We start from the raw sequence: 19,379 nt of genomic DNA on the forward strand, positions 1-19,379 counted from the left end.
TGTGGCCGACCCCATCATCCGTTTCGACCAGGTCAACAAATGGTTTGGCGACTTTCATGTGCTGCGCGACATCAACCTAGAGATTGCACGCGGCGAACGCGTGGTCATCTGCGGCCCATCCGGCTCGGGCAAGTCGACCCTGATCCGTTGCATCAACCGTTTGGAAGAACACCAAGAAGGCCGACTGGAAGTGGCAGGCATTGAACTGCGCGATGACGTCAAAGCCATCGAGCAAGTGCGCCGCCAAGTGGGCATGGTGTTTCAGCAGTTCAACCTGTTTCCGCACCTGAGCGTGCTCGACAACCTGACCCTCTCGCCCATCTGGGTGGGCCAACTCTCACCCGCCCAAGCACGTGAGCGTGCCATGCAGCAACTTGAGCGTGTGCGCATTGCCGAGCAAGCGCACAAGTTTCCGCTGCAACTCTCAGGCGGCCAACAGCAACGCGTGGCGATTGCGCGCGCGCTGTGCCTGACGCCACAAATCATGTTGTTTGACGAACCGACCTCGGCCCTCGACCCCGAGATGGTGCAAGAGGTGCTGGACGTGATGGTGAGCTTGGCCGAACAAGGCATCACCATGCTGTGCGTCACCCACGAGATGGGTTTTGCGCGGGCCGTGGCCGACCGCGTGATCTTCATGGACCAGGGCCAGATCGTCGAGCAAGCCCCGCCTGCGGTGTTCTTTGACCAACCACAGCACCCGCGCACCCAGGCGTTTTTGGCCAAGGTGATTGGGCACTGAGCCTGACCCTTTGGCCTAACCGCTTGGCCTTGCAGCTTCGCCCTACAGCTTGGCAATCGACACCTCGGTCGACTTGACCAAGGCCACCACCTCTGAGCCGACCACCAAGGCCAGGTCGTCGACCGAACGCGTGGTGATGACCGAGGTGACGATGCCCCAAGGGGTCTCCACATCGATCTCTGAGACCACATCCCCACGGATGATTTCACGCACCTTGCCTTTGAATTGGTTGCGTACGTTGATGGCTTGAATGGACATGGGTTTCTCCTTGAAAGTCCGTTTTGAAAATGTTTTAAATCGCCCAGCGCACGTGCTGCGCAGGCAGGCCCGGCCAGTCGTTGGCTGGGCTGGGTGCGTGGCCTTCGTTAGCCGCTTCGGTGTCGGGGTGTTGCAGCACGCGGTCGAGGATGCGTTTTTCCAACGCCGCAAAGCGCGCGCCGCCGCGTGAGCGCGGACGCGGCAAGTCGATGCGTTCATCCAGCGCGACGGCACCGTCTTCGATCAAGATCACGCGGTCGGCCAAGGCCACCGCCTCTTGCACATCGTGCGTCACCAACAAGGCGGTGAAGCGGTGTTGGCGCCACAGCGACTCGATCAGGGCATGCATTTCAATGCGCGTGAGCGCATCCAGCGCGCCCAGGGGTTCGTCCAGCAGCAGCAAGCGCGGCTGGTGCACCAAGGCGCGTGCCAAGGCCACGCGTTGGCGTTGCCCGCCTGAGAGCTTGGCTGGCCACTCGTGCAAGCGCTCGCCCAGGCCCACCTGGGCCAGCACGCGGCTGGCCGCCTCGCGCTGCGCCTCGGGCAGGCCCAAGGCCACGTTGTCTTGCACGCGCTGCCAGGGCAACAAGCGAGCTTCTTGAAACATGATGCGGGTGTCTTGACGCAGGCCTTGCACCGCATGGCCGTCGATGTGCAACGCGCCCTGGCTGGGTGCTTCGAGCCCGGCGATCAAACGCAGCAAGGTGCTCTTGCCGCAACCGCTGCGGCCCACCACGGCGACAAACTCGCCGGGCTCAATGTGGAGTTCGGTGTGTTGCAGCACTTGGCGTGTGCCATAGCGCTTGCCCACGTTGTGCAGGCTCAAGCGCACGCCGCCGCTGGCGTGCGTGCGGGTGTGAAGGGAGGTGGTGTGTGTCATGCTGAGCTCGGGGTTCATTGGTAACCGGGGTGCCAGCGCAGCCAATAGCGCTCCAGGCCTTTGGCAAACAAGTCCGCCAATTTGCCCAGGATGGCGTAGAGCAAGATGCCCACCAACACCACATCGGTTTGTAAAAATTCGCGGGCATTCATGGTCAGGTAGCCAATGCCCGCTTGCGCCGAGATGGTCTCGGCCACGATCAAGATCACCCACATCAGCCCGAGCGAAAACCGCAGGCCCACCAAGATGGACGACAAGGCACCGGGCAAGATAATCTGGCGGTACAGGCCCCAGCGCGACAGGCCGTAGGTGCGGCCCATCTCAATCAAACCCGGGTCCACATTGCGGATGCCGTGGAAGGTGTTGATGTAGATCGGAAAGAACACCGCCACCGCAATCAAGAACAGCTTGGCGGTCTCGTCGATGCCAAACCACAAGATGACCAACGGGATCAGGGCCAGCGCCGGGATGTTGCGCACCATCTGGATGGTCGAGTCCAACAAGGTTTCGCCCCAGCGCACCGAGCCAGTGAACAAGCCCACGGCCAACCCCAAACCACCGCCCACCGCGAGCCCCAGCAAGGCACGCCCGGCGCTGATTTGCACATGGGTCCACAACTCGCCCGACTCGGCCAGCCCCCAGGCGGCTTGCAACACCGCCCACGGCGCGGGCAGCACGCGCACCGAGATCCAGCCCTGCAACGACGAGAGTTGCCACAGGCTGATCAACAGCACGGGCACCAGCCACGGCAGCAAGCGCTGCCCCAGCGCTGCGGCCACGTTGCGCAAACGCTGCCAAGGGAGCCAGGGTGCTTGAGGCCCTGTGTACCAGTTGGCTTGCAACAGGCCCGACTCCATGCGGCACAGGGCTTCGAGTTGGGGGTCGTGCGAGGCAGACATCGCGCGCCCTTTCAACTTTGCGCCACGCGCTGCTGCGCGGGCACGAGGTGGTTGGCCATGACTTCACCAAACGGGCTGACCAAGTTGACGTGGCTCGCACTGTGTGGGCTGGTTTGAGGGTTCAGGTCCAGGTGTGGGAACACCAACTCGGCGAAGCGGTAAGTCTCTTCCAGATGCGGGTAGCCTGAGAGCACAAAGGTGTCGGCACCCAAGGCCTCGTACTCTTTGAGGCGACGTGCAATCGTCTCGCCATCGCCCACCAAGGCGGTGCCCGCACCACCGCGCACCAAGCCCACGCCCGCCCACAGGTTGGGGCTGATTTCGAGTTGGCTGCGGTTGCCGCCGTGCAGCGCGCGCATGCGGCGCTGGCCTTCCGAGTCCATGCTGGCCAGGCCCGCTTGCGCTTTGGCAATGGTGGCGTCGTCGAGGTGCTTGATCAAATCGTCGGCGGCGGCCCAGGCCTCGTCATTGGTTTCACGCGGGATCACATGCAGGCGCACGCCGAGCTTGACAGTGCGCCCGTGCTTGGCGGCGCGCTCGCGGATGTCGTTGAACTTTTTCTCCACCTCGGCCGGTGGCTCACCCCAGGTGAGGTAGAGCTGCGTTTTTTCGGCCGCCAAGTCGTGCGCTGCGTCGGACGAGCCGCCAAAGTAAATCGGCGGGTGCGGGCGCTGCACGGGGGGAAACAGTTGGCGTGCGCCTTTGACCTTCACGTGCTTGCCTTCAAAGTCCACCGTCTCACCGGCCAGCACACGGGTCCAGATGTCTAAAAACTCGCGGGCATGTTCGTAGCGTTCGTCGTGGCTCAGGAAGGTGCCATCGGCTTCCAAGTCGCTGCTGTCGCCACCGGCCACCAAGTTGACCAACAAGCGGCCTTCGCTCAAGCGGTCAAAGGTGGCAGCTTGGCGTGCCGCCACGGTGGGCGACATGATGCTGGGGCGCAAAGCCACCAAGAACTTCAGGCGCTGGGTGACGGGAATCAAACTGGCCGCCGCAATCCACGGGTCTTCGCACGAACGCCCGGTGGGCAGCAACACACCGCCGTAGCCCAGCTTGTCGGCGGCTTGGGCAATTTGCTTCATGTAGTGGTGGTCGACCGCGCGTGCGCCCTCTGAGGTGCCCAGGTAGCGGCCATCGCCGTGCAGGGGAATGAACCAAAAAATATCCATGTGACGTACTCCAAAAAAATAAAACAGTGAATCGGTGAATCAGGAAATCAACTTGTCAACCAAGCCCCAAGTCGCTGTGGCCCTAATGCGCAAAGCGCCACACCAGGTCGGCCACCTGGACGGGTTTGGGAATCAGCGCCAGCCGGGCAAAGGCATCGGCCACGGCTTGTTGGTCGCTCACGGTGCTCGCGTTCAAGGGCCCCACCGGTGAGCGCGGGCGACGCTTCAAAAACAGGCTGACCACGCCGGCGTCTAAGCCACTGAAGTCGGCAATGAGTTTGATGGCTTCGGGGCGGTGCTCTTGGACAAAGCGGTCGGCCCGGCTGAGCTCTTCAAACAACAGCGACACCACACCGGGGTGCTGCGTGGCCAATGCGGTGGACGACAGGTAGAACGAGTTATTGCTCGACAAGCCCTGCCCCGTGGTGAGCACGCGTGTGGGCACCGCCAATTCGGTGGCGGCATAGAACGGGTCCCAGATGGCCCACGCATCCACGCTCTTGCGTTCAAACGCGGCACGCGCATCGGCAGGCGTGAGGTAGATGGGCTGGATGTCGCGCCACTGCAAACCGGCTTTTTCCACCGCACGCACCAGCAGGTAGTGCGCGCTGGAGCCTTTTTGCAAAGCCACTTTCTTGCCCTTCAAATCGGCCAAGGAATGAACGGGTGCGTCTTGCAACACCAAGATCGCGGAGCTTTCAGGTTTTGCGGGCTCAGCCCCCACATAAAAGAGTTCTTTGCCTGCGGCTTGGGCGAACACGGGGGGCGAGTCACCCGTCAAACCAAACTCCAAGGCACCGACCGACAAGGCTTCGAGCAACTGAGGCCCTGCGGGGAATTCGATCCACGACACCTTGGTGTAGGGCAAGCGTTTTTCCAGCACGCCCTGCTGCTTGAGCACCACCAGGTTGACGGCTGATTTTTGGTACCCAATGCGCAACTGTTCAGGCGCTTTGAGGGGCTGTGACTTGGCTTGCGCGTGCACAGGCGCTATGGCAAACGGCGCGGTCAGCCCCCAGGCTGCGGCCGACACGGCCAGCAGCTGCAAGAGTTGTCGCCGCTGGGGCTCTGCAAAAGTTGGATGTGACATGGTGTGGCTCCTTGTGCGGTGTGCGGCTTCAGCCCAGATTCACCGGGGCAGCGTGTAAGAGGTTGAGCTTTTTAGGAATCAACTTCAACTCAAAGAAGGTGTCGGCAATGGCCTGTTGCTCGTTCAAGATGGCTTGCGTCACGGGTGCAGTGCCATAGGCCGCGCGGCCCACAAACACCTCGGTGATGCGCTTGTCCAAACCCAGCACTTGCGCCAACTCGGTGGCGGCGGTGTCTTTGTGGTTGGCGATCCAGGTGTCGATGTGGTTCACCTCTTCAATGGCGATGCGCAACACATCGCTGTGGTGCGTGGCGTAGTCGCGTGAGCTGAAGTAGTACAGGCGGTTGTGGGCCACGCCGGTGGCGTCTACCAACAACTGGGCATCGAGCGTTTTTTGGGCGGCAGCCAAGAACGGGTCCCAGATGATCCAGGCGTCGACCGCGCCTTTTTCAAACGCGGCGCGTGCGTCGGGCGGGGGCAGAAACACCGACTGCACGTCGCTGTATTTGAGGCCATGCTTCTCCAGCAACTTGACCAGGAAGTACTGCACGTTGGAGCCTTTGTTGTAGGCGATGCGTTTGCCTTTGAGGTCGGCCACGGTCTGGATGGGCGAGCCCTTGGGCACGATCACGGCTTCCAGGCGCGGACGTGGCACGGTGGCACCTGCATAGACCAGCGGCGCACCGGCGGCCTGGGCAAAGATGGGCGGGGCTTCGCCCACATCGCCAAAGTCAATCGCGCCCACGTTGAGGGCTTCGAGCTGCACCGGGCCAGCGTTGAACTCGGTCCAGGTGACGGCCACGCCCAAAGGAGTGAGGCGTTTTTCCAAGGTACCGCGTGCTTTGAGGATGGAGAGCCAACCTTTTTGGTGGCCGATGCGCAAGGTGCGCACAGGGGCTTTTTGGGCCCAGGCCGCCAGCGAGCTGGTCAAGGTGGCGCTGGCGGCTGTGGCGGCCAACAGTTGGCGGCGGGTGAGGTGTTTGGCAAATGTCATGGGTGTCTTTCAAGCGGTGCAGGCAAGGCTTCGCCCTGACCGCTGCACTGCGGTTTCAAAAAATCAAATGAGGTGAGAGGTGCTGGGCGCTAGGTGCGCGCCCAGCTGGGGGCGTCAGACACTACATCGCACTTGCGAGAAAGGCACCGGGGAGAATCGCCCGGCGTTGGAGAACGTGCGCCACAGCTTGTCGTCGACCAGGCTGTTGACGGCCTCGTCCAAACGGGCAGAGATGTCTGGGGCGATGGTGTAACCCTCTTCAGGATTGAGCACCACCTGCGCATCGGTGGCGTAGATGCCGGGCAAGATGTTTTTGGCACCGAGCGACTGCAACACCGGGCGCAGCGCGTAGTCGAGCGCCAGCATGTGGTGTGGGCTGCCACCGGTGGCCAGTGGCAACACGGTTTTGCCTTTGAGGGCGTCTTGCGGCAGCACGTCGAGAAACACTTTCAGCACACCACTGTAGGCCGCCTTGTACACCGGCGTAGCCACCACCAACACATCGGCTGCGGCCACTTGGGCCGTGGCTTGTAGCACCGACGGGTGGCTGAAGTCGGCCAGCAGCAGCGCCTGGGGCGACAAGTCGCGGACCCGCAACTCACTGACCTGGGCACCGCGCAGACTCAAACGCTCGCCCACGGCTCTGAGCAAGGCCGCCGTGCGCGAACGCTCTGACGGACTGCCTGCAATCAACAACACAGACATGATGGGCACCTTACTTTTTGAGGTAAATCTGATCGAAGCTGCCGCCATCGGCAAAGTGGTCTTTGTCGGCTTTGGTCCAGCCGCCAAAGGCTTGGTCGATGGTGAACAAAGGCAGCTTGGGCAACTGCTTGACGTACTTCGCCTGGGCCTTGGACGAGATGGGACGGTAAAAGTTTTTGCCAGCAATGTCTTGGCCTTCGTCGGTGTAGAGGTAGTTCACATACGCCTCGGCCACTTTGCGTGTGCCTTTGCGGTCCACGGTTTTGTCCACCACCGTCACGGGAGGTTCAGCCAAGATGCTGAGGGAGGGATAGACGATGTCGACCTTGTTGCCAAATTCTTTTTCCAGCAGGTGCGCTTCGTTCTCCCACGAGATGAACACATCGCCCTGGTTGCGTTGCGCAAAGGTGATGGACGAGCCGCGTGCGCCAGTGTCGAGCACGGGCACGTTTTTGTAGAGCTGGGCCACAAAGTCTTTGGCTTTGGCGTCACCGCCGTATTTGCGTTTGGCAAATTCCCACGCGGCCAAGTAGTTCCAGCGTGCGCCGCCCGAGGTTTTGGGATTGGGCGTGATCACGCTGATGCCGGGCTTGACCAGGTCGTCCCAGTCTTTGATGCCTTTGGGGTTGCCCTGGCGCACCACCAACACGATGGTGGAGGTGTAAGGCGACGAGTTGTGGGGCAAGCGCTTTTGCCAGTCGGCAGGAATGAGCCCGCCGTTTTTGACCAAGGCATCGATGTCACCCGCCAGCGCCAGCGTGACCACGTCGGCGTCGATGCCGTCGATCACCGAACGCGCTTGTTTGCCCGAACCACCGTGCGACTGCTTGATGCTCACGTCTTGGCCGGTCTGGGCTTTCCAGTGTTTGGCGAAAGCGGCATTGAACTCGACATACAGCTCGCGGGTGGGGTCGTACGACACGTTGAGCAAGCTCACCGATGCAGGCGTTTGTGCAGATGTTTGGGCCGAAGCGATGCCAGCCACGGCCAATAAGCCAAGCGCTGCCAAGGTGGAGAAAAAGTGTTTGCGTTGAATCATGGGGATCTCTTTGGAATGCATCGAAAATTGCGATGGATGGATTCTGTGAGCCCGTGCTTGAAAAGGGAACGACAGAGTTCTCAGTTCTAAATTACCCAAACATCTAAGCCCCATGCACACCGTGTTGTTCAAGCCCGCTCATGCCTGGCAGGCCTGGTCCATGGCCTTGCGCCCGGCCAGCTTGGTGTTGGCCATCGGGCCGGTGTGGGTGGGTGCTGCGGTGGCTTTTTTTCACACGGGTGAACTGCCAATAGGGCTGACGGCAATGGCATTGCTGGCGGCCTTGCTGATGCAGGCCATCACCAATTTGCAAAACGATGTCGGGTTCACTGCGCGCGGCTGCGCCGAGGTGGGACAGCATGTGGGCTTGCCACGCGCCACCGCACAGGGTTGGATCAGCGTGAGACGTGTGCGCTGGGTCCTTGGCGTGTTGTGCGCGGTGGCCACCAGCTTGGGCCTGGTCTTGGTGACGCAACGCGGTTGGGTGGTGCTGGCCATTGGCGTGGCGTCGTTGCTGGCGGCCTTGGCCTACATGGGTGGGCCCAAACCCATTGCCTACACCCCATGGGGTGAGTTGACGGTGTGGGTGTTTTTTGGCTGGGTGGCGGTGCTGGGCACCGAGTGGTTGCTGTCCAACCAAGTGACGGTGCTGGGCGCATGCGCGGCGGCGGCAGTGGGCAGTGTGTCGGCGGCGGCCTTGGCCGTGAACAACCACCGTGACATGACGCACGACCGCTTGGTGGGTCGCCACACCCTGGCGGTGTGGCTGGGTGCGGCAGCGTCTGCGCGCATGCTGCACCTGTGGCTGCTATTGCCGTTTGTGATGTGTGGCGTGATGTGGGCCATCACCCAACGCGCAGGCTTGCTGTTGCCACTGATGGGTTTACCTCACGCCATGAGGCTCATGCGCCGCTTGCCCCGCTGCACCTCGGGTGCCGACTTCAACGCCTTGTTGTTTGGCGTGTTTCGCACCGAGCTGGCGTATGCCACGGCGCTGTCGGGTGCGCTGGTGGGCGTCAAGCTGCTGAGTGCTTGAACACCCTCACCTCGCGCTTGCCGTCAAGCCCCTCAGCAGCAGCCCCCGCCCGTGCCTTGTGCGCAGCAGGCTTTGCTGTCGGGCACGCCCAGCTTGCGCAAGAAAAAGCCCATCGGGCACATGTTGGTGAAGCCGAACTGAAACAAGTTCAAGCCCACAAACGCGGTGAAGGCCAAGAACCAAGGGCTCACAAAGAGTGGGCTTTGTTCAACCCCCAAGGCCAACGAGGCCATGATGAAAAAACCTGCGATCACATGGATATAACGCTCAACAGTCATGACAGACTCCTTTTAAAAAATCACACCGCGACATGGCGCTTGCGGTACAGCGCGTAATACAGCACCGGAATCACCACCAAGGTGAGCAAGGTGGAGACCAAGATGCCGAAAATCAAGGACACGGCCAAGCCGTTGAAGATGGGGTCATCCAGGATGAAGAAGGCGCCGATCATGGCGGCCAAACCCGTCAAGGCAATGGGTTGCGCGCGCACTGCAGCGGCAGACACCACGGCTTGCTCAAAGCGCATGCCCTGCGCCACTTGAAGTTCAATGAAGTCGACCAGCAAAATTGAGTTGCGCACGATGATGCCGGCCAGCGCGATCATGCCGATCATGGACGTGGCCGTGAACTGCGCACCCAACAAGGCGTGGCCCGGCATGACGCCAATAAGGGTCAAGGGAATCGGCGCCATGATGACCAAGGGCGTGCGGTAGCTCTTGAACTGCGCCACCACCAAGAGGTAAATCAAGATCAGGCCCACGCCGTAGGCAGCGCCCATGTCGCGGAAGGTCTCGTAGGTGATTTGCCACTCCCCGTCCCACTTGATGGCGTATTGGCGGTAGGTGTCGGTGGGTGCTTGGATCCAGTACTCGGCCAACTCACCCGTGCCAGGCAAAGCCGCTTCACGCAGGTGGGGGCGAATGGCAAACAGGCCATACAACGGTGAATCCAATGTGCCCGCCATGTCACCCAGCACATAGCTCACACCCTTGAGGTCTTTGCTGAACAGAGGCTTGTCAATCACGTCGCGCTCGATGCGCACCAGCTCAGACACGGGCACCAAACGCCCGTTGCTGGCACGCACAGACAAGGCCAGCAGGTGGTCCAAGCCCACTTGCGATTCACGCGGCAATTGCAAGCGCACGGGCACAGGGTATTTGCTGTGGTCGTCGTGCAGATACGTTGCATCTAAACCCGAGAGCGCACCTTGCACGGTTTGCGCAAGAGAAGCCACTGACACGCCCAAGGTCTCGGCGCGTTGGCGCAGCACCACCAAGTGGGCACGGGGGGCGTCTTCTTTCAAGGTGGTGTCGATGCCCACGATGTCAGCCGTCTGGCCAAAGGCTGTGGCGATGCGACGCGCCAAGGCTTGACGCCCGGCTTCGTCGGGCCCATAGACCTCGGCCACCAAGGGGCTCATGACCGGCGGGCCCGGCGGCACTTCGACCAGCTTGATGCGCGCGCCGTGGGCTTTGGCAATGGCTTCAAGCGCGGGGCGCAGGCGCTGCGCGATGGCGTGGCTTTTTTCGCTGCGGTGGTGTTTGTCCACCAGGTTGACTTGCAAGTCGCCCATCTCCACCTCAGAACGCAAGTAGTACTGACGCACCAAGCCGTTGAAAGTGATGGGGCTGGCCGTGCCGGCATAGCCTTGCAGGTCGCGCACCTCGCGCTGTTGGGCCAAGTGGGCCCCCAGGGCATGCAAGGCGGCAGCGGTGTTCTCCAGCGGTATGCCCGCTGGCATGTCGACCACCACCTGAAACTCGCTCTTGTTGTCAAAGGGCAGCATCTTGAGCACCACCCACTGCACCGCCGTCAGCCCCACCGACAGCATGAGCGCCGCCACGATGCCCGCCAACAACTGCCAACGCTTTTTAGCGCTGTGTAAAAACGGGGTGAGCACACGGCTGAACAAGGCATCGAGCTTAGGCTTAACACCGCCTGTGGCAGGCTGATTTGCGTGCGTTGCGTGGCTGTGCGCGCTGCGCATCAGCTTCAAGGCCAACCAAGGGGTCACCGTGAAGGCAATGGCGAGGGAGATGGCCATGCCCAGGCTCGAATTGATGGGGATGGGGCTCATGTAAGGACCCATCAGGCCTGAGACAAACGCCATGGGCAGCAAGGCCGCAATGACGGTGAGCGTGGCCAAGATGGTAGGGCCGCCCACTTCGTCCACCGCCACAGGAATGATCTCGTGCAGTGGTTTGTTCGGATGCAGGCCTTGGTGGCGGTGGATGTTTTCCACCACCACGATGGCGTCGTCCACCAAGATGCCAATCGAGAAGATGAGCGCAAACAGCGACACGCGGTTGAGCGTGAAGCCCCAGGCCCAGCTGGCAAACAAGGTCGCGGTGAGGGTGAGGATGACAGCGCTGCCCACAATCACCGCTTCGCGGCGACCGAGCGCCAAGCCCACCAGCAAGATGACCGAGCCGGTGGCAAAGGCCAACTTTTGGATGAGCTTGTTGGCTTTTTCGGCGGCGGTCTCGCCGTAGTCGCGCGTGACCGACACCTGCACGCCATCGGGGATGAGGGTGTTGCGCAAGGCGTCGACACGGGCACGCACCGCACGCGCCACATCAACCGCGTTTTCACCGGGCTTTTTGGTGACGCTCAGGGTCACGGCGGGATAGACCTGCCCAGTGGCCGCCTGGGTTGACGCAGTTGATGCGCTGTCGCTGGCTGCCAACGCAGCCGCACCGGGGGTGAACCACACATAGCGCTGGGGCAGTTGCGCACCCGCCTCCACCCGCGCGACTTCGCGCAGATAGATGGGCTTGCCTTGGGAGGTGCCCACCACGAGGTCGGCCACGTCGTCGGCCGTGCGTAAAAACTCACCGGCTTGCACGGTCAGCATGTGTCCATTGGCCGATTCGTTGCCCGACCCATTTCCCGAGCGGGTGTCAATCACACTGCCCGCTGGCATGGCCAGGTTGGCAGCGCGCAAAGTGGCTTGCAAACTCAACACATCCAAGCCTCGGTCGCGCAAGCGCACCGGGTCCAGCCAGACATGGATGGCACGGCCCGGACCCCCGATGGTTTGCACCTCGCGCGTGCCAGGCACCGCTTTGAGTTCGGTCTCCAAGCTTTGTGCGACCAACGCCAAGTCCACAGCCGGGGCGCTGTCAGGGCTCCAGAGGGTCAGTGCCAACACCGGTACATCGTCAATGCCTTTGGGTTTGACGATGGGGGGCAAGGTACCCAGGTCGCGTGGCAACCAGTCTTGGTTGGCATTGAGCACGTCGTACAAACGCACCAAGGCCTCGGTGCGTGGCACACCCACTTTGAACTGCACCGTCAGCACCGCCACGCCGGGGCGCGACACCGCGTAGGTATGTTCTACGCCGGCAATTTGGCTCAGCACTTGCTCTGCCGGTTTGGCCACCATGTTCTGCACATTGACGCTGCTCGCCCCTGGGAAGGGAATCAGCACATTGGCCATGGTGACGTTGATTTGCGGCTCTTCTTCACGCGGCGTGACGAGCACGGCAAACAGGCCAAGCAAGAGCGCCACCAAGGCCAGCAAAGGCGTGAGCGCATTGGCCTGAAAAGCCGCTGCAATACGACCCGACACACCGAGGGTTTGAGCGTTTGATGGCTGTGGGTGCATGGCCTGGCCTTATTTGTTAGAGCTAGAGGCAGGAGCCGTAGCTTCGGGTTGTGCGCCCAGCAAGCCCGCTTGCACAGGGTCCACGGCCACGCGGTCTTGCGGCAGCAAACCCGCCAACACCTCGACTTGACCTTGCCCTAAGTTGCTGCCCAAACGCACCACACGCATGACAAAACCAGAGCCGCCGGCCACATACACCGCAGTGAGTTCGCCACGGCGCATCACAGCCGTTGCAGGCAGCGTGATGCGCTGGCTGGCGCCACCCACAAAGCGCACGCGCACTTGCTGACCCGGCACCCAAGCTGCGCCGGGCATGTTGGGCACATCCAAGCGCCATTGCAGGGTTTGCGACAAGGCGTCGGCGGCGGGCAGCAACTGCTGGGCGATGGGTTGGACCCATTCGCCCCCACTTGACGTGGGTTGTTGCACCTCGACCTGTGTGGCCGCACGTGTGCTGGCCAGTTGCGAGACGCCCACACGCACCACCACGCGGTAGGCCGTGGGCGCATACATGCTCAGCAGCGGCTTGCCAGGCACGGCCAAATCACCCGCTTGCACCAGGGTGTCCGACACATAGCCGTCGTAAGGCGCGGTGACACGGGTGAACTCTTGCGACAAGGCCGACTGACGCGCCCCCGCACTGGCTTGGTCACGCCCAGCTTGGGCGGCTTTGAGCTGCAATTCTGCGGTGTCGAGTGCCGCTTGGCTGACAAAGCCCTTGGCTTGCAAATCACGGGTGCGCGACACATTCAATTGCGCGTTGCGCAACTCCGAGTCGCTTTGCACCCACTGGGCCTGGCTGCGTTGTACGCCGGTTTGGGTTTCGCGGTCGTCCACCGTGGCCAACAGTTGCCCCGCTTTGACATAGTCGCCCGCCTTGACCACCAAGGCCGACACACGGCCTGACACTTGCGCTGACACCAAACTTTGCTTGATGGGTTCCACCACACCGTCGATCTCAACACCGGTTGCCACCGACTTTGGGCCTGCGGTGACCACCGGCACACGCACAGGGTCTGCGGCCCAGGCATTTGCTAAGGCGCCAGCCAAGCTCAACGTGACAAACCATCGGTGGGTCCATGAGGGGTTCAACATGTGATCTCCTTGGCGTTGATGCCGCAAAACTGTGCGTACAGAACCTGCATGACATGCAAAGCGATGTCACTGTTGATTTGGTAATAAATGTTTTTGCCTTCACGGCGGGTGCTGACCAACTGTTCATCGCGCAACACACCGAGTTGTTGCGACAAGGTCGGCTGCACGATGCCCAACAAGGCTTCCAGCTCACTCACGCAGTGCTCACCCTGTGCCAGCTGGCACAACAGCATCAAGCGGTCGGCGTTGGACAAGGTTTTCAACAAGCGGCACGCCTGGTTGGCCGAGACGCGCATGGCACTCAAATCGATGGTGGCAGGAGTTGACATAGGTCACATTTAAATCATCAACTAATAATATATCACAATATATATTGTTTATTGGTCAATTAAGCGCTGGCGCAGCCAAGCTCGCGCGAGCGCCTAGACTATGAACAAGCAAAGGAGTTGTATGCAACGCTGTCCCTGGTGCGAGGGCTTTGACCTCTACCGCCACTACCACGACACAGAGTGGGGCGTGCCCCTGCGCAATGACGCAGCTCTGTTTGAACTGATCAACTTGGAGGGCGCGCAAGCAGGCCTGTCGTGGTCCACGGTGCTCAAGAAACGCGAGAACTACCGCCTCGCGTTTGACCACTTTGATGCAGAAAAAATAGCGCGCTACGACGCACAGAAAGTGGCTGAGCTGCTGGCTAACCCAGGCATCATCCGCAACCGGTTGAAGGTGGCGGCCACCATCGGCAATGCCAAAGCCTACCTGGCCCTTCAAGCCAGTGGCCAAACCTTCAGCGACTTTGTGTGGCAGTTTGTCGACGGTCAGCCGATTCAGAACCAGCGCCAAAGCCTGAGTGAGGTACCGGCCAAAACCCCCGCCTCAGACGCCATGAGTCGTGCCCTGCTGAAGGCGGGTTTTAAATTTGTTGGCAGCACCATTTGCTATGCCTTCATGCAAGCCTCAGGCATGGTCAATGACCACTTGGTGAGTTGTCACCGACATGCTGCTGTCAAAGCGCATCAGGCTTGATGCAAATCGTAGCGATCGAGATCCATCACTTTGCCCCAGGCTGCCGCGAAGTCATGCACAAAAGCGGGCTGGGCATCGCTGCTTGCATAGACTTCGGCCAGCGCGCGAAGTTGGGCGTTGGAACCAAAAACGAATCTACCACGGTACCCACCCACTTGAGTTCGCCGGTTGAGCGGCCGCGTCCTTCCAACACGCCGTCTGAGGTGGTGGATTTTTGCCATTGGGTGCGCATGTCCAACAGGTTGACGAAGAAATCGTTACTCAGTACTTCGGGGCGTTGGGTGAACACTCCGTGTGGAGAATTTCCCACGTTGGCATTGAGCACACGCAGGCCCCCGATCAAGACGGTCATCTCTGGCGCCGTCAGTGTCAGCAGATTGGCGCGATCCACCAGCAGCTCTGTTGCTGATTTCTCATAGCCTGGGCGCACGTAGTTGCGAAAACCGTCAGCGATTGGCTCCAGCACCGCAAACGAATCCACATCGGTCTGCGCCTGCGAGGCGTCCATACGTCCGGGCGAGAACGGGACCTTCACCGCGTGCCCCGCCTGTTTGGCCGCGGCCTCCACAGCGGCACATCCGCCTAGAACAATCAAGTCTGCCAGCGAGATTCGCTTGCCACCGGACTGCGCCTGGTTGAAGTCTTTCTGGACACCCTCCAAGGTGTGAAGCACCTTGGCCAATGCAGCAGGTTGGTTGACTTGCCAGTCCTTTTGCGGTGACAGGCGAATGCGGGCACCGTTGGCACCCCCGCGTTTGTCACTGCCGCGAAAGCTAGCGGCGGATGCCCAGGCTGTGCTGACGAGTTGGGAAATGGAGAGCCCACACCCCAGGAGCTGGGTTTTGAGGGTTGCCACATCTGACGCGTCAACCAATACGTGGTTGACCACGGGAATCGGGTCTTGCCACAGCTGAGCTTGTGTGGGCACGAGCGGGCCCAGGTAGCGAGAGACAGGCCCCATGTCGCGGTGCGTGAGTTTGAACCAAGCATGGGCAAATGCATCGGCAAATTGCTGAGGGTTGGACAAGAAGCGACGGCAAATTTTTTCGTAGATGGGGTCCATCCTCAAGGCCAGATCTGCGGTGGTCATGATCGGGGCATGGCGCTTCGCAGGGTCATGCGCATCAGGCACGGTGCCTGCGGCAGAGGCGTTCTTGGGGGTCCACTGGTGGGCACCTGCGGGGCTGTGGGTAAGCTCCCAGTCGTATTTGAACAAGATGTCAAGGTAATCGTTGTCCCACCGGGTGGGATGGGTGGTCCACGCGCCTTCAATGCCGCTGGAGATGGTGTGAACACCTTTGCCACTGCCAAAGGTGTTTTTCCAACCCAAGCCCTGCGCTTCAATGCCTGCGCCTTCGGGTTCTGGACCCACATACTGGCGTGGGTCCGCAGCTCCATGGCACTTGCCGAAGGTGTGGCCACCCGCAACCAGCGCAACGGTTTCTTCGTCGTTCATGGCCATGCGCGCAAAGGTCTCGCGGATATCGCGTGCTGAAGCCACGGGGTCGGGTTGTCCGTTGGGGCCTTCTGGGTTCACGTAGATCAAACCCATCTGAACAGCGGCAAGGGGGTTGTCAAGTTGTCGCTCGCCGCTGTAGCGTTGATCGCCGAGCCATTCGCGCTCAGGCCCCCAGTCGATCTCTTCCTCAGGTTCCCAGATGTCTGCGCGTCCACCCGCAAAACCGAGCGTCTTAAAGCCCATGGACTCCAAGGCAACGTTGCCCGCCAGAATGATCAAGTCAGCCCAGGAGAGCTTGGCGCCATAGGTTTGTTTGATGGGCCACAGCAAACGCCGCGCCTTGTCCAAGCTCACGTTGTCGGGCCAACTGTTGAGCGGCGCAAACCGCTGTGCACCTGAGCCAGCACCGCCACGACCATCGCCAATGCGGTAAGTGCCCGCGCTGTGCCACGCCATGCGGATGAAGAACGGGCCATAGTGGCCGTAATCAGCTGGCCACCAGTCTTGAGAGTCTGTCATCAACACATGCAGGTCTTGAATGACCACGTTCAAATCAAGGCTCTTGAACGCCTGGGCGTAGTTGAATGTCGACGCCATGGGATTGGACAGTGCCGAGTGTTGGTGCAAGATTTTCAAGTTCAGCTGATGCGGCCACCAGTTGGCGTTGCTCGGGGCACCAGCCCCGGCGTGCGTGCGTGCGCCTCCGACGAATGGGCACTTGGCTTCGTGGGACATGCTGAATTCCTCACAAGGTTTTGACTGATCTCATGGACCGATCAACAACTTGAATGAAGACGGCCCCCAGCTCCATAGACTACCCCTTTGGCAGTACTTAGTGCAAGCATTAGTGCCAAACTAAACAAACCATTGAGCTGGATGTCAGCAATGGGGAATTCAGACAACGAGGGTTTTACGGGGGGATTACCGAAACTTGGAAAACTTTTTTCACATATGCCCAATGCTTGATTGGCTGCGATATCGATCAACGGTGCAGCGTACTTCAGTACGACGATCCACGAGTCCACGTCATCGTTGGCGATGCCAATCAGCAAAGCACCATGAATCGTATAAAAAGTATTTGCGATAAGTTTGATCTGATAATTGATGACGGCTCTCACCAGTCAAATGACATTTTGAATAGCTTCATAAGGTACTTTGATTTATTAAAGCCTGGTGGGATTTACGTCATAGAAGATACGCACACCCTTTATTCGAGTCACTGGGGCGGGGGCATCCTGAATGAATTCAGTGCCTACAATTTTTTTAAAAAAATCGTGGATGTGATCAATGTTCAGTTCTGGAACAGTGAACTTAGCATCGACGTCTACTTAAGAACTTTTTTCCCTCTAGGTAAAACTCCCTCTTTTATCAAAGAGGGATGGATAGAGTCCATCGAGTTTAGAAATTCATTGATTGTTATTAGAAAATCGATTGTCGGCACCAATGAAAAACTCGGGCAAAGAGTGATCACCGGAAACATTGCACAAGTTGACAATCAAGTACTAACTGTTCGGCTGTAAACAAAGCAGCACGCCCACGAACGCCTTGGCATTCTTCACTTCAGGCGCTTGATACTCCGTAGCCACGCTCTTAAAGCGCCACCCCAGGATTGGGCAACACCCCTTCCAGGGTGGGTGTGTTGAGCTTGCGTGGACTCACCTTGCCGCCACGCGCTTTGAGCCACTGCTCGGCCACGTCCCAAACCATTTTCAGGTTTTGGCTCTTGGCTTCTTCGGCCACGGGGGCCCAGCCCGCCACTTTGTATTTTTTGTTGGCCTCAATGGCTTTGCCTTTGAGGCGCATGTTGTGAATGCGCTGGCCCATGCCTGCGGTGGGTCGGCACACATATTCCAGCCCGCCGACGCGCACCATGTCGCCACCTTGCTGGTAATAGGGGTCAGGGTTGAAGAGGTTGTCACACACGTCTTCCAAGATGGTCTTCAAGGTCTCGCCCGTCATTTCGGTCACGGTGGCATACGAGTAGGTGGTGGCGGTCATGTCCATCAACCATTCACGCGTGATGGCTTGGCCTGGCAACAGCGAGGTGCCCCAACGAAAGCCCGGTGAGAACGCAATGTCGGCCCCTTGCACGTCCATCAAGGCGTCGAGCAACAGCTGGTCGCCCGTGCCGTTGAAGTTGCCACGGCGGTACAGCGTGCCTTCGGTGATGGCCAATTTTTCGTTGAGCTTGGCCTCAAAAGGTGCGCGCACACGCGTGATGAGCGCGTCCATCTCGGGGTCGGCGGGCAGCATGTTGGCAAACACGGGCAACAGCTTGTAGCGGAAGTCGGTGACGTGTTTGTTTTTGACCTCCAAGTCCAGGACCCCCAAAAACTTGCCATTCGAGCCCGCATTGGTGACGATGGTCTTGCCGCCTTTGTTGGCGACCAAGGTGGCCACGGGCATGCCGTCGTGGGTGTGACCACCCAAAATGGCGTCGATGCCGCTCACGCGGCTGGCCATTTTCAAGTCCACGTCCATGCCGTTGTGCGACAGCACCACCACCACCTGCGCACCTTTGGCACGGGCTTCGTCGACCATCTTTTGCATGTTCTCGTCTTGGATGCCAAAGGCCCAGTCGGCCACCATGTAACGTGGGTTGGCAATCGGGGTGTAGGGAAAGGCTTGGCCGATGATGGCGCACGGCACACCATTCATTTCCCGCATCACATAGGGCTTGAACACCGGATCGCCAAAGTCTTGGGTCTTGATGTTTTGCGCCACAAAGTCGACCTTGCCCGCAAAGTCTTTCTCGACAATTTCTTGCACGCGTTCCATGCCGTAGGTGAATTCCCAGTGGCCCGTCATCACGTCCACGCCCAGCAATTTGCAAGCGTCGACCATGTCCTGGCCTTTTGTCCACAGCGACGTGGCACTGCCCTGCCAGGTGTCTCCGCCGTCGAGCAGCAACGCACCAGGACGCGTGGCTTTGAGACGTTTGACCAAGGTGGCCAAGTGCGCAAAGCCGCCCACTTTGCCGTAACGACGTGCCGCCGTTTCAAAGTGGAGGTAACTCATGCCATAGGCCTCGGCACTGCCGGGACGCACGCCCGCTGTCTTGAGCAAATGCTCGCCCACCAAATGCGGCAGTTGCCCCTTCATGCTGCCCACCCCTAAGTTGACACTGGGCTCGCGAAAGTAAATCGGTTTGAGCTGCGCGTGGCAGTCGGTCATGTGCAGAAAAGAGACCTGGCCAAATTGAGGAATGTTGTACAGGCCATCGGCCGCGCGTCCAACGTCGGCTTGGGCAAAGGCCTGCATGTTGAGGCCCGCCATACTGCCAGCGCCCAAGACCTGCATAAATTCGCGTTTGGTGAGGTTCATATCAGCAACTACTTATAAATAATCAAGAAAAAACCCGCAGCCGATTTGCGCGTGCTGCG

The 19,379-nt window shown here is 60.1% G+C and carries 17 protein-coding genes and 1 pseudogene; 4 read left to right on the forward strand and 14 right to left on the reverse strand.

Features of this window, described 5'->3' with window-relative positions:
• Nucleotide 1 precedes the first annotated feature (1 nt).
• The gene (locus B9Z39_RS15030; RefSeq protein WP_108302355.1) at nucleotides 2-742 is read left to right on the forward strand and encodes an amino acid ABC transporter ATP-binding protein; all 741 of its coding nucleotides are present in this window, start codon (nucleotides 2-4) and stop codon (nucleotides 740-742) included.
• Between the two features lie 42 nt (nucleotides 743-784).
• On the opposite strand, the gene B9Z39_RS15035 is transcribed toward B9Z39_RS15030, so the two are convergent.
• The 8 genes from B9Z39_RS15035 to B9Z39_RS15070 all read right to left on the reverse strand — a co-directional run bounded on the left by B9Z39_RS15035 (nucleotide 785) and on the right by B9Z39_RS15070 (nucleotide 7,776).
• Nucleotides 785-1,000 (reverse strand): molybdopterin-binding protein, encoded by a 216-nt coding sequence (locus B9Z39_RS15035; protein WP_100147904.1) that lies wholly within the window; start codon nucleotides 998-1,000, stop codon nucleotides 785-787.
• 34 nt (nucleotides 1,001-1,034) lie between these two features.
• A complete protein-coding gene (locus B9Z39_RS15040) occupies nucleotides 1,035-1,880 on the reverse strand; it encodes an ATP-binding cassette domain-containing protein (protein ID WP_108302359.1) in 846 nt (281 codons plus the stop codon).
• 14 nt (nucleotides 1,881-1,894) lie between these two features.
• A complete protein-coding gene (ssuC, locus tag B9Z39_RS15045; protein ID WP_108302357.1) occupies nucleotides 1,895-2,737 on the reverse strand; it encodes an aliphatic sulfonate ABC transporter permease SsuC in 843 nt (280 codons plus the stop codon).
• 53 nt (nucleotides 2,738-2,790) lie between these two features.
• Nucleotides 2,791-3,948, reverse strand: a complete 1,158-nt coding sequence (gene ssuD, locus B9Z39_RS15050) for an FMNH2-dependent alkanesulfonate monooxygenase (RefSeq protein WP_108302278.1) — start codon at nucleotides 3,946-3,948, stop codon at nucleotides 2,791-2,793.
• An 82-nt stretch (nucleotides 3,949-4,030) separates the two neighbouring features.
• On the reverse strand, nucleotides 4,031-5,038 hold the full coding sequence (locus B9Z39_RS15055; RefSeq protein WP_108302279.1) for a sulfonate ABC transporter substrate-binding protein: 1,008 nt from the start codon (nucleotides 5,036-5,038) through the stop codon (nucleotides 4,031-4,033).
• Nucleotides 5,039-5,066: 28 nt separating this feature from the next.
• On the reverse strand, nucleotides 5,067-6,032 hold the full coding sequence (locus B9Z39_RS15060; RefSeq protein WP_108302280.1) for a sulfonate ABC transporter substrate-binding protein: 966 nt from the start codon (nucleotides 6,030-6,032) through the stop codon (nucleotides 5,067-5,069).
• A gap of 114 nt (nucleotides 6,033-6,146) precedes the next feature.
• Nucleotides 6,147-6,737 (reverse strand): NADPH-dependent FMN reductase, encoded by a 591-nt coding sequence (gene ssuE / locus B9Z39_RS15065; protein WP_108302361.1) that lies wholly within the window; start codon nucleotides 6,735-6,737, stop codon nucleotides 6,147-6,149.
• Nucleotides 6,738-6,747: 10 nt separating this feature from the next.
• Nucleotides 6,748-7,776, reverse strand: a complete 1,029-nt coding sequence (locus B9Z39_RS15070) for a sulfate ABC transporter substrate-binding protein (RefSeq protein ID WP_108302363.1) — start codon at nucleotides 7,774-7,776, stop codon at nucleotides 6,748-6,750.
• Between the two features lie 112 nt (nucleotides 7,777-7,888).
• Here B9Z39_RS15070 and menA point away from each other — a divergent pair, with 112 nt between their 5' ends.
• Nucleotides 7,889-8,812, forward strand: a complete 924-nt coding sequence (gene menA / locus B9Z39_RS15075) for a 1,4-dihydroxy-2-naphthoate octaprenyltransferase (protein WP_233249030.1) — start codon at nucleotides 7,889-7,891, stop codon at nucleotides 8,810-8,812.
• A 32-nt stretch (nucleotides 8,813-8,844) separates the two neighbouring features.
• Here the strand turns inward: menA and B9Z39_RS15080 are convergent, their stop codons facing one another.
• From B9Z39_RS15080 to B9Z39_RS15095, 4 genes are read right to left on the reverse strand one after another with little or no spacing between them, the layout of a single operon-like run.
• Nucleotides 8,845-9,090, reverse strand: coding sequence for a DUF2892 domain-containing protein (locus B9Z39_RS15080; protein WP_108302281.1), 246 nt, complete (start codon nucleotides 9,088-9,090; stop codon nucleotides 8,845-8,847).
• Between the two features lie 20 nt (nucleotides 9,091-9,110).
• The gene (locus B9Z39_RS15085) at nucleotides 9,111-12,419 is read right to left on the reverse strand and encodes an efflux RND transporter permease subunit (RefSeq protein WP_108302282.1); all 3,309 of its coding nucleotides are present in this window, start codon (nucleotides 12,417-12,419) and stop codon (nucleotides 9,111-9,113) included.
• 9 nt (nucleotides 12,420-12,428) lie between these two features.
• Complete coding sequence (locus B9Z39_RS15090) at nucleotides 12,429-13,514, reverse strand: efflux RND transporter periplasmic adaptor subunit (RefSeq protein WP_108302283.1); 1,086 nt, start codon at nucleotides 13,512-13,514, stop codon at nucleotides 12,429-12,431.
• Nucleotides 13,508-13,843 carry a helix-turn-helix transcriptional regulator gene (locus tag B9Z39_RS15095; protein ID WP_233249031.1) on the reverse strand — a complete coding sequence of 112 codons (336 nt, stop codon included), beginning with the start codon at nucleotides 13,841-13,843 and terminating at the stop codon, nucleotides 13,508-13,510. Before B9Z39_RS15095 ends, B9Z39_RS15090 begins: the two co-directional genes overlap by 7 nt.
• A gap of 121 nt (nucleotides 13,844-13,964) precedes the next feature.
• Between B9Z39_RS15095 and B9Z39_RS15100 the strand changes: the two genes are divergently transcribed.
• On the forward strand, nucleotides 13,965-14,537 hold the full coding sequence (locus tag B9Z39_RS15100) for a DNA-3-methyladenine glycosylase I (RefSeq protein ID WP_108302284.1): 573 nt from the start codon (nucleotides 13,965-13,967) through the stop codon (nucleotides 14,535-14,537).
• Here the strand turns inward: B9Z39_RS15100 and katG are convergent.
• Nucleotides 14,528-16,731 (reverse strand): annotated as a pseudogene (gene katG, locus B9Z39_RS15105) (catalase/peroxidase HPI). The gene B9Z39_RS15100 and the pseudogene katG sit on opposite strands and share 10 nt — an antisense overlap.
• Before the next feature lie 227 nt (nucleotides 16,732-16,958).
• Here katG and B9Z39_RS15110 point away from each other — a divergent pair.
• Nucleotides 16,959-17,516: a class I SAM-dependent methyltransferase gene (locus tag B9Z39_RS15110; protein ID WP_108302285.1), complete on the forward strand. Its 558-nt coding sequence runs from the start codon at nucleotides 16,959-16,961 to the stop codon at nucleotides 17,514-17,516.
• Between the two features lie 70 nt (nucleotides 17,517-17,586).
• Here the strand turns inward: B9Z39_RS15110 and soxB are convergent, their stop codons facing one another.
• Entirely contained in the window at nucleotides 17,587-19,320 is a 1,734-nt protein-coding gene (gene soxB / locus B9Z39_RS15115) for a thiosulfohydrolase SoxB (protein WP_108302287.1), read from the reverse strand.
• Between the last annotated feature and the right edge of the window lie 59 nt (nucleotides 19,321-19,379).

It is taken from the genome of Limnohabitans sp. JirII-29, from assembly GCF_003063395.1.
In the GTDB taxonomy this organism is placed as follows: domain Bacteria; phylum Pseudomonadota; class Gammaproteobacteria; order Burkholderiales; family Burkholderiaceae_C; genus Limnohabitans.

Excerpts from the sequence above, each read along its gene's own strand:
- B9Z39_RS15035 (WP_100147904.1), bottom strand. The coding sequence starts at position 1,000 with ATGTCCATTCAAGCCATCAACGTACGCAACCAATTCAAAGGCAAGGTG.
- B9Z39_RS15040 (WP_108302359.1), bottom strand. The coding sequence starts at position 1,880 with ATGACACACACCACCTCCCTTCACACCCGCACGCACGCCAGCGGCGGC.
- ssuC (WP_108302357.1), bottom strand. The coding sequence starts at position 2,737 with ATGGAGTCGGGCCTGTTGCAAGCCAACTGGTACACAGGGCCTCAAGCA.
- ssuD (WP_108302278.1), bottom strand. The coding sequence starts at position 3,948 with ATGGATATTTTTTGGTTCATTCCCCTGCACGGCGATGGCCGCTACCTG.
- B9Z39_RS15055 (WP_108302279.1), bottom strand. The coding sequence starts at position 5,038 with ATGTCACATCCAACTTTTGCAGAGCCCCAGCGGCGACAACTCTTGCAG.
- B9Z39_RS15060 (WP_108302280.1), bottom strand. The coding sequence starts at position 6,032 with ATGACATTTGCCAAACACCTCACCCGCCGCCAACTGTTGGCCGCCACA.
- ssuE (WP_108302361.1), bottom strand. The coding sequence starts at position 6,737 with ATGTCTGTGTTGTTGATTGCAGGCAGTCCGTCAGAGCGTTCGCGCACG.
- B9Z39_RS15070 (WP_108302363.1), bottom strand. The coding sequence starts at position 7,776 with ATGATTCAACGCAAACACTTTTTCTCCACCTTGGCAGCGCTTGGCTTA.
- menA (WP_233249030.1), top strand. The coding sequence starts at position 7,889 with ATGCACACCGTGTTGTTCAAGCCCGCTCATGCCTGGCAGGCCTGGTCC.
- B9Z39_RS15080 (WP_108302281.1), bottom strand. The coding sequence starts at position 9,090 with ATGACTGTTGAGCGTTATATCCATGTGATCGCAGGTTTTTTCATCATG.
- B9Z39_RS15085 (WP_108302282.1), bottom strand. The coding sequence starts at position 12,419 with ATGCACCCACAGCCATCAAACGCTCAAACCCTCGGTGTGTCGGGTCGT.
- B9Z39_RS15090 (WP_108302283.1), bottom strand. The coding sequence starts at position 13,514 with ATGTTGAACCCCTCATGGACCCACCGATGGTTTGTCACGTTGAGCTTG.
- B9Z39_RS15095 (WP_233249031.1), bottom strand. The coding sequence starts at position 13,843 with ATGTCAACTCCTGCCACCATCGATTTGAGTGCCATGCGCGTCTCGGCC.
- B9Z39_RS15100 (WP_108302284.1), top strand. The coding sequence starts at position 13,965 with ATGCAACGCTGTCCCTGGTGCGAGGGCTTTGACCTCTACCGCCACTAC.
- soxB (WP_108302287.1), bottom strand. The coding sequence starts at position 19,320 with ATGAACCTCACCAAACGCGAATTTATGCAGGTCTTGGGCGCTGGCAGT.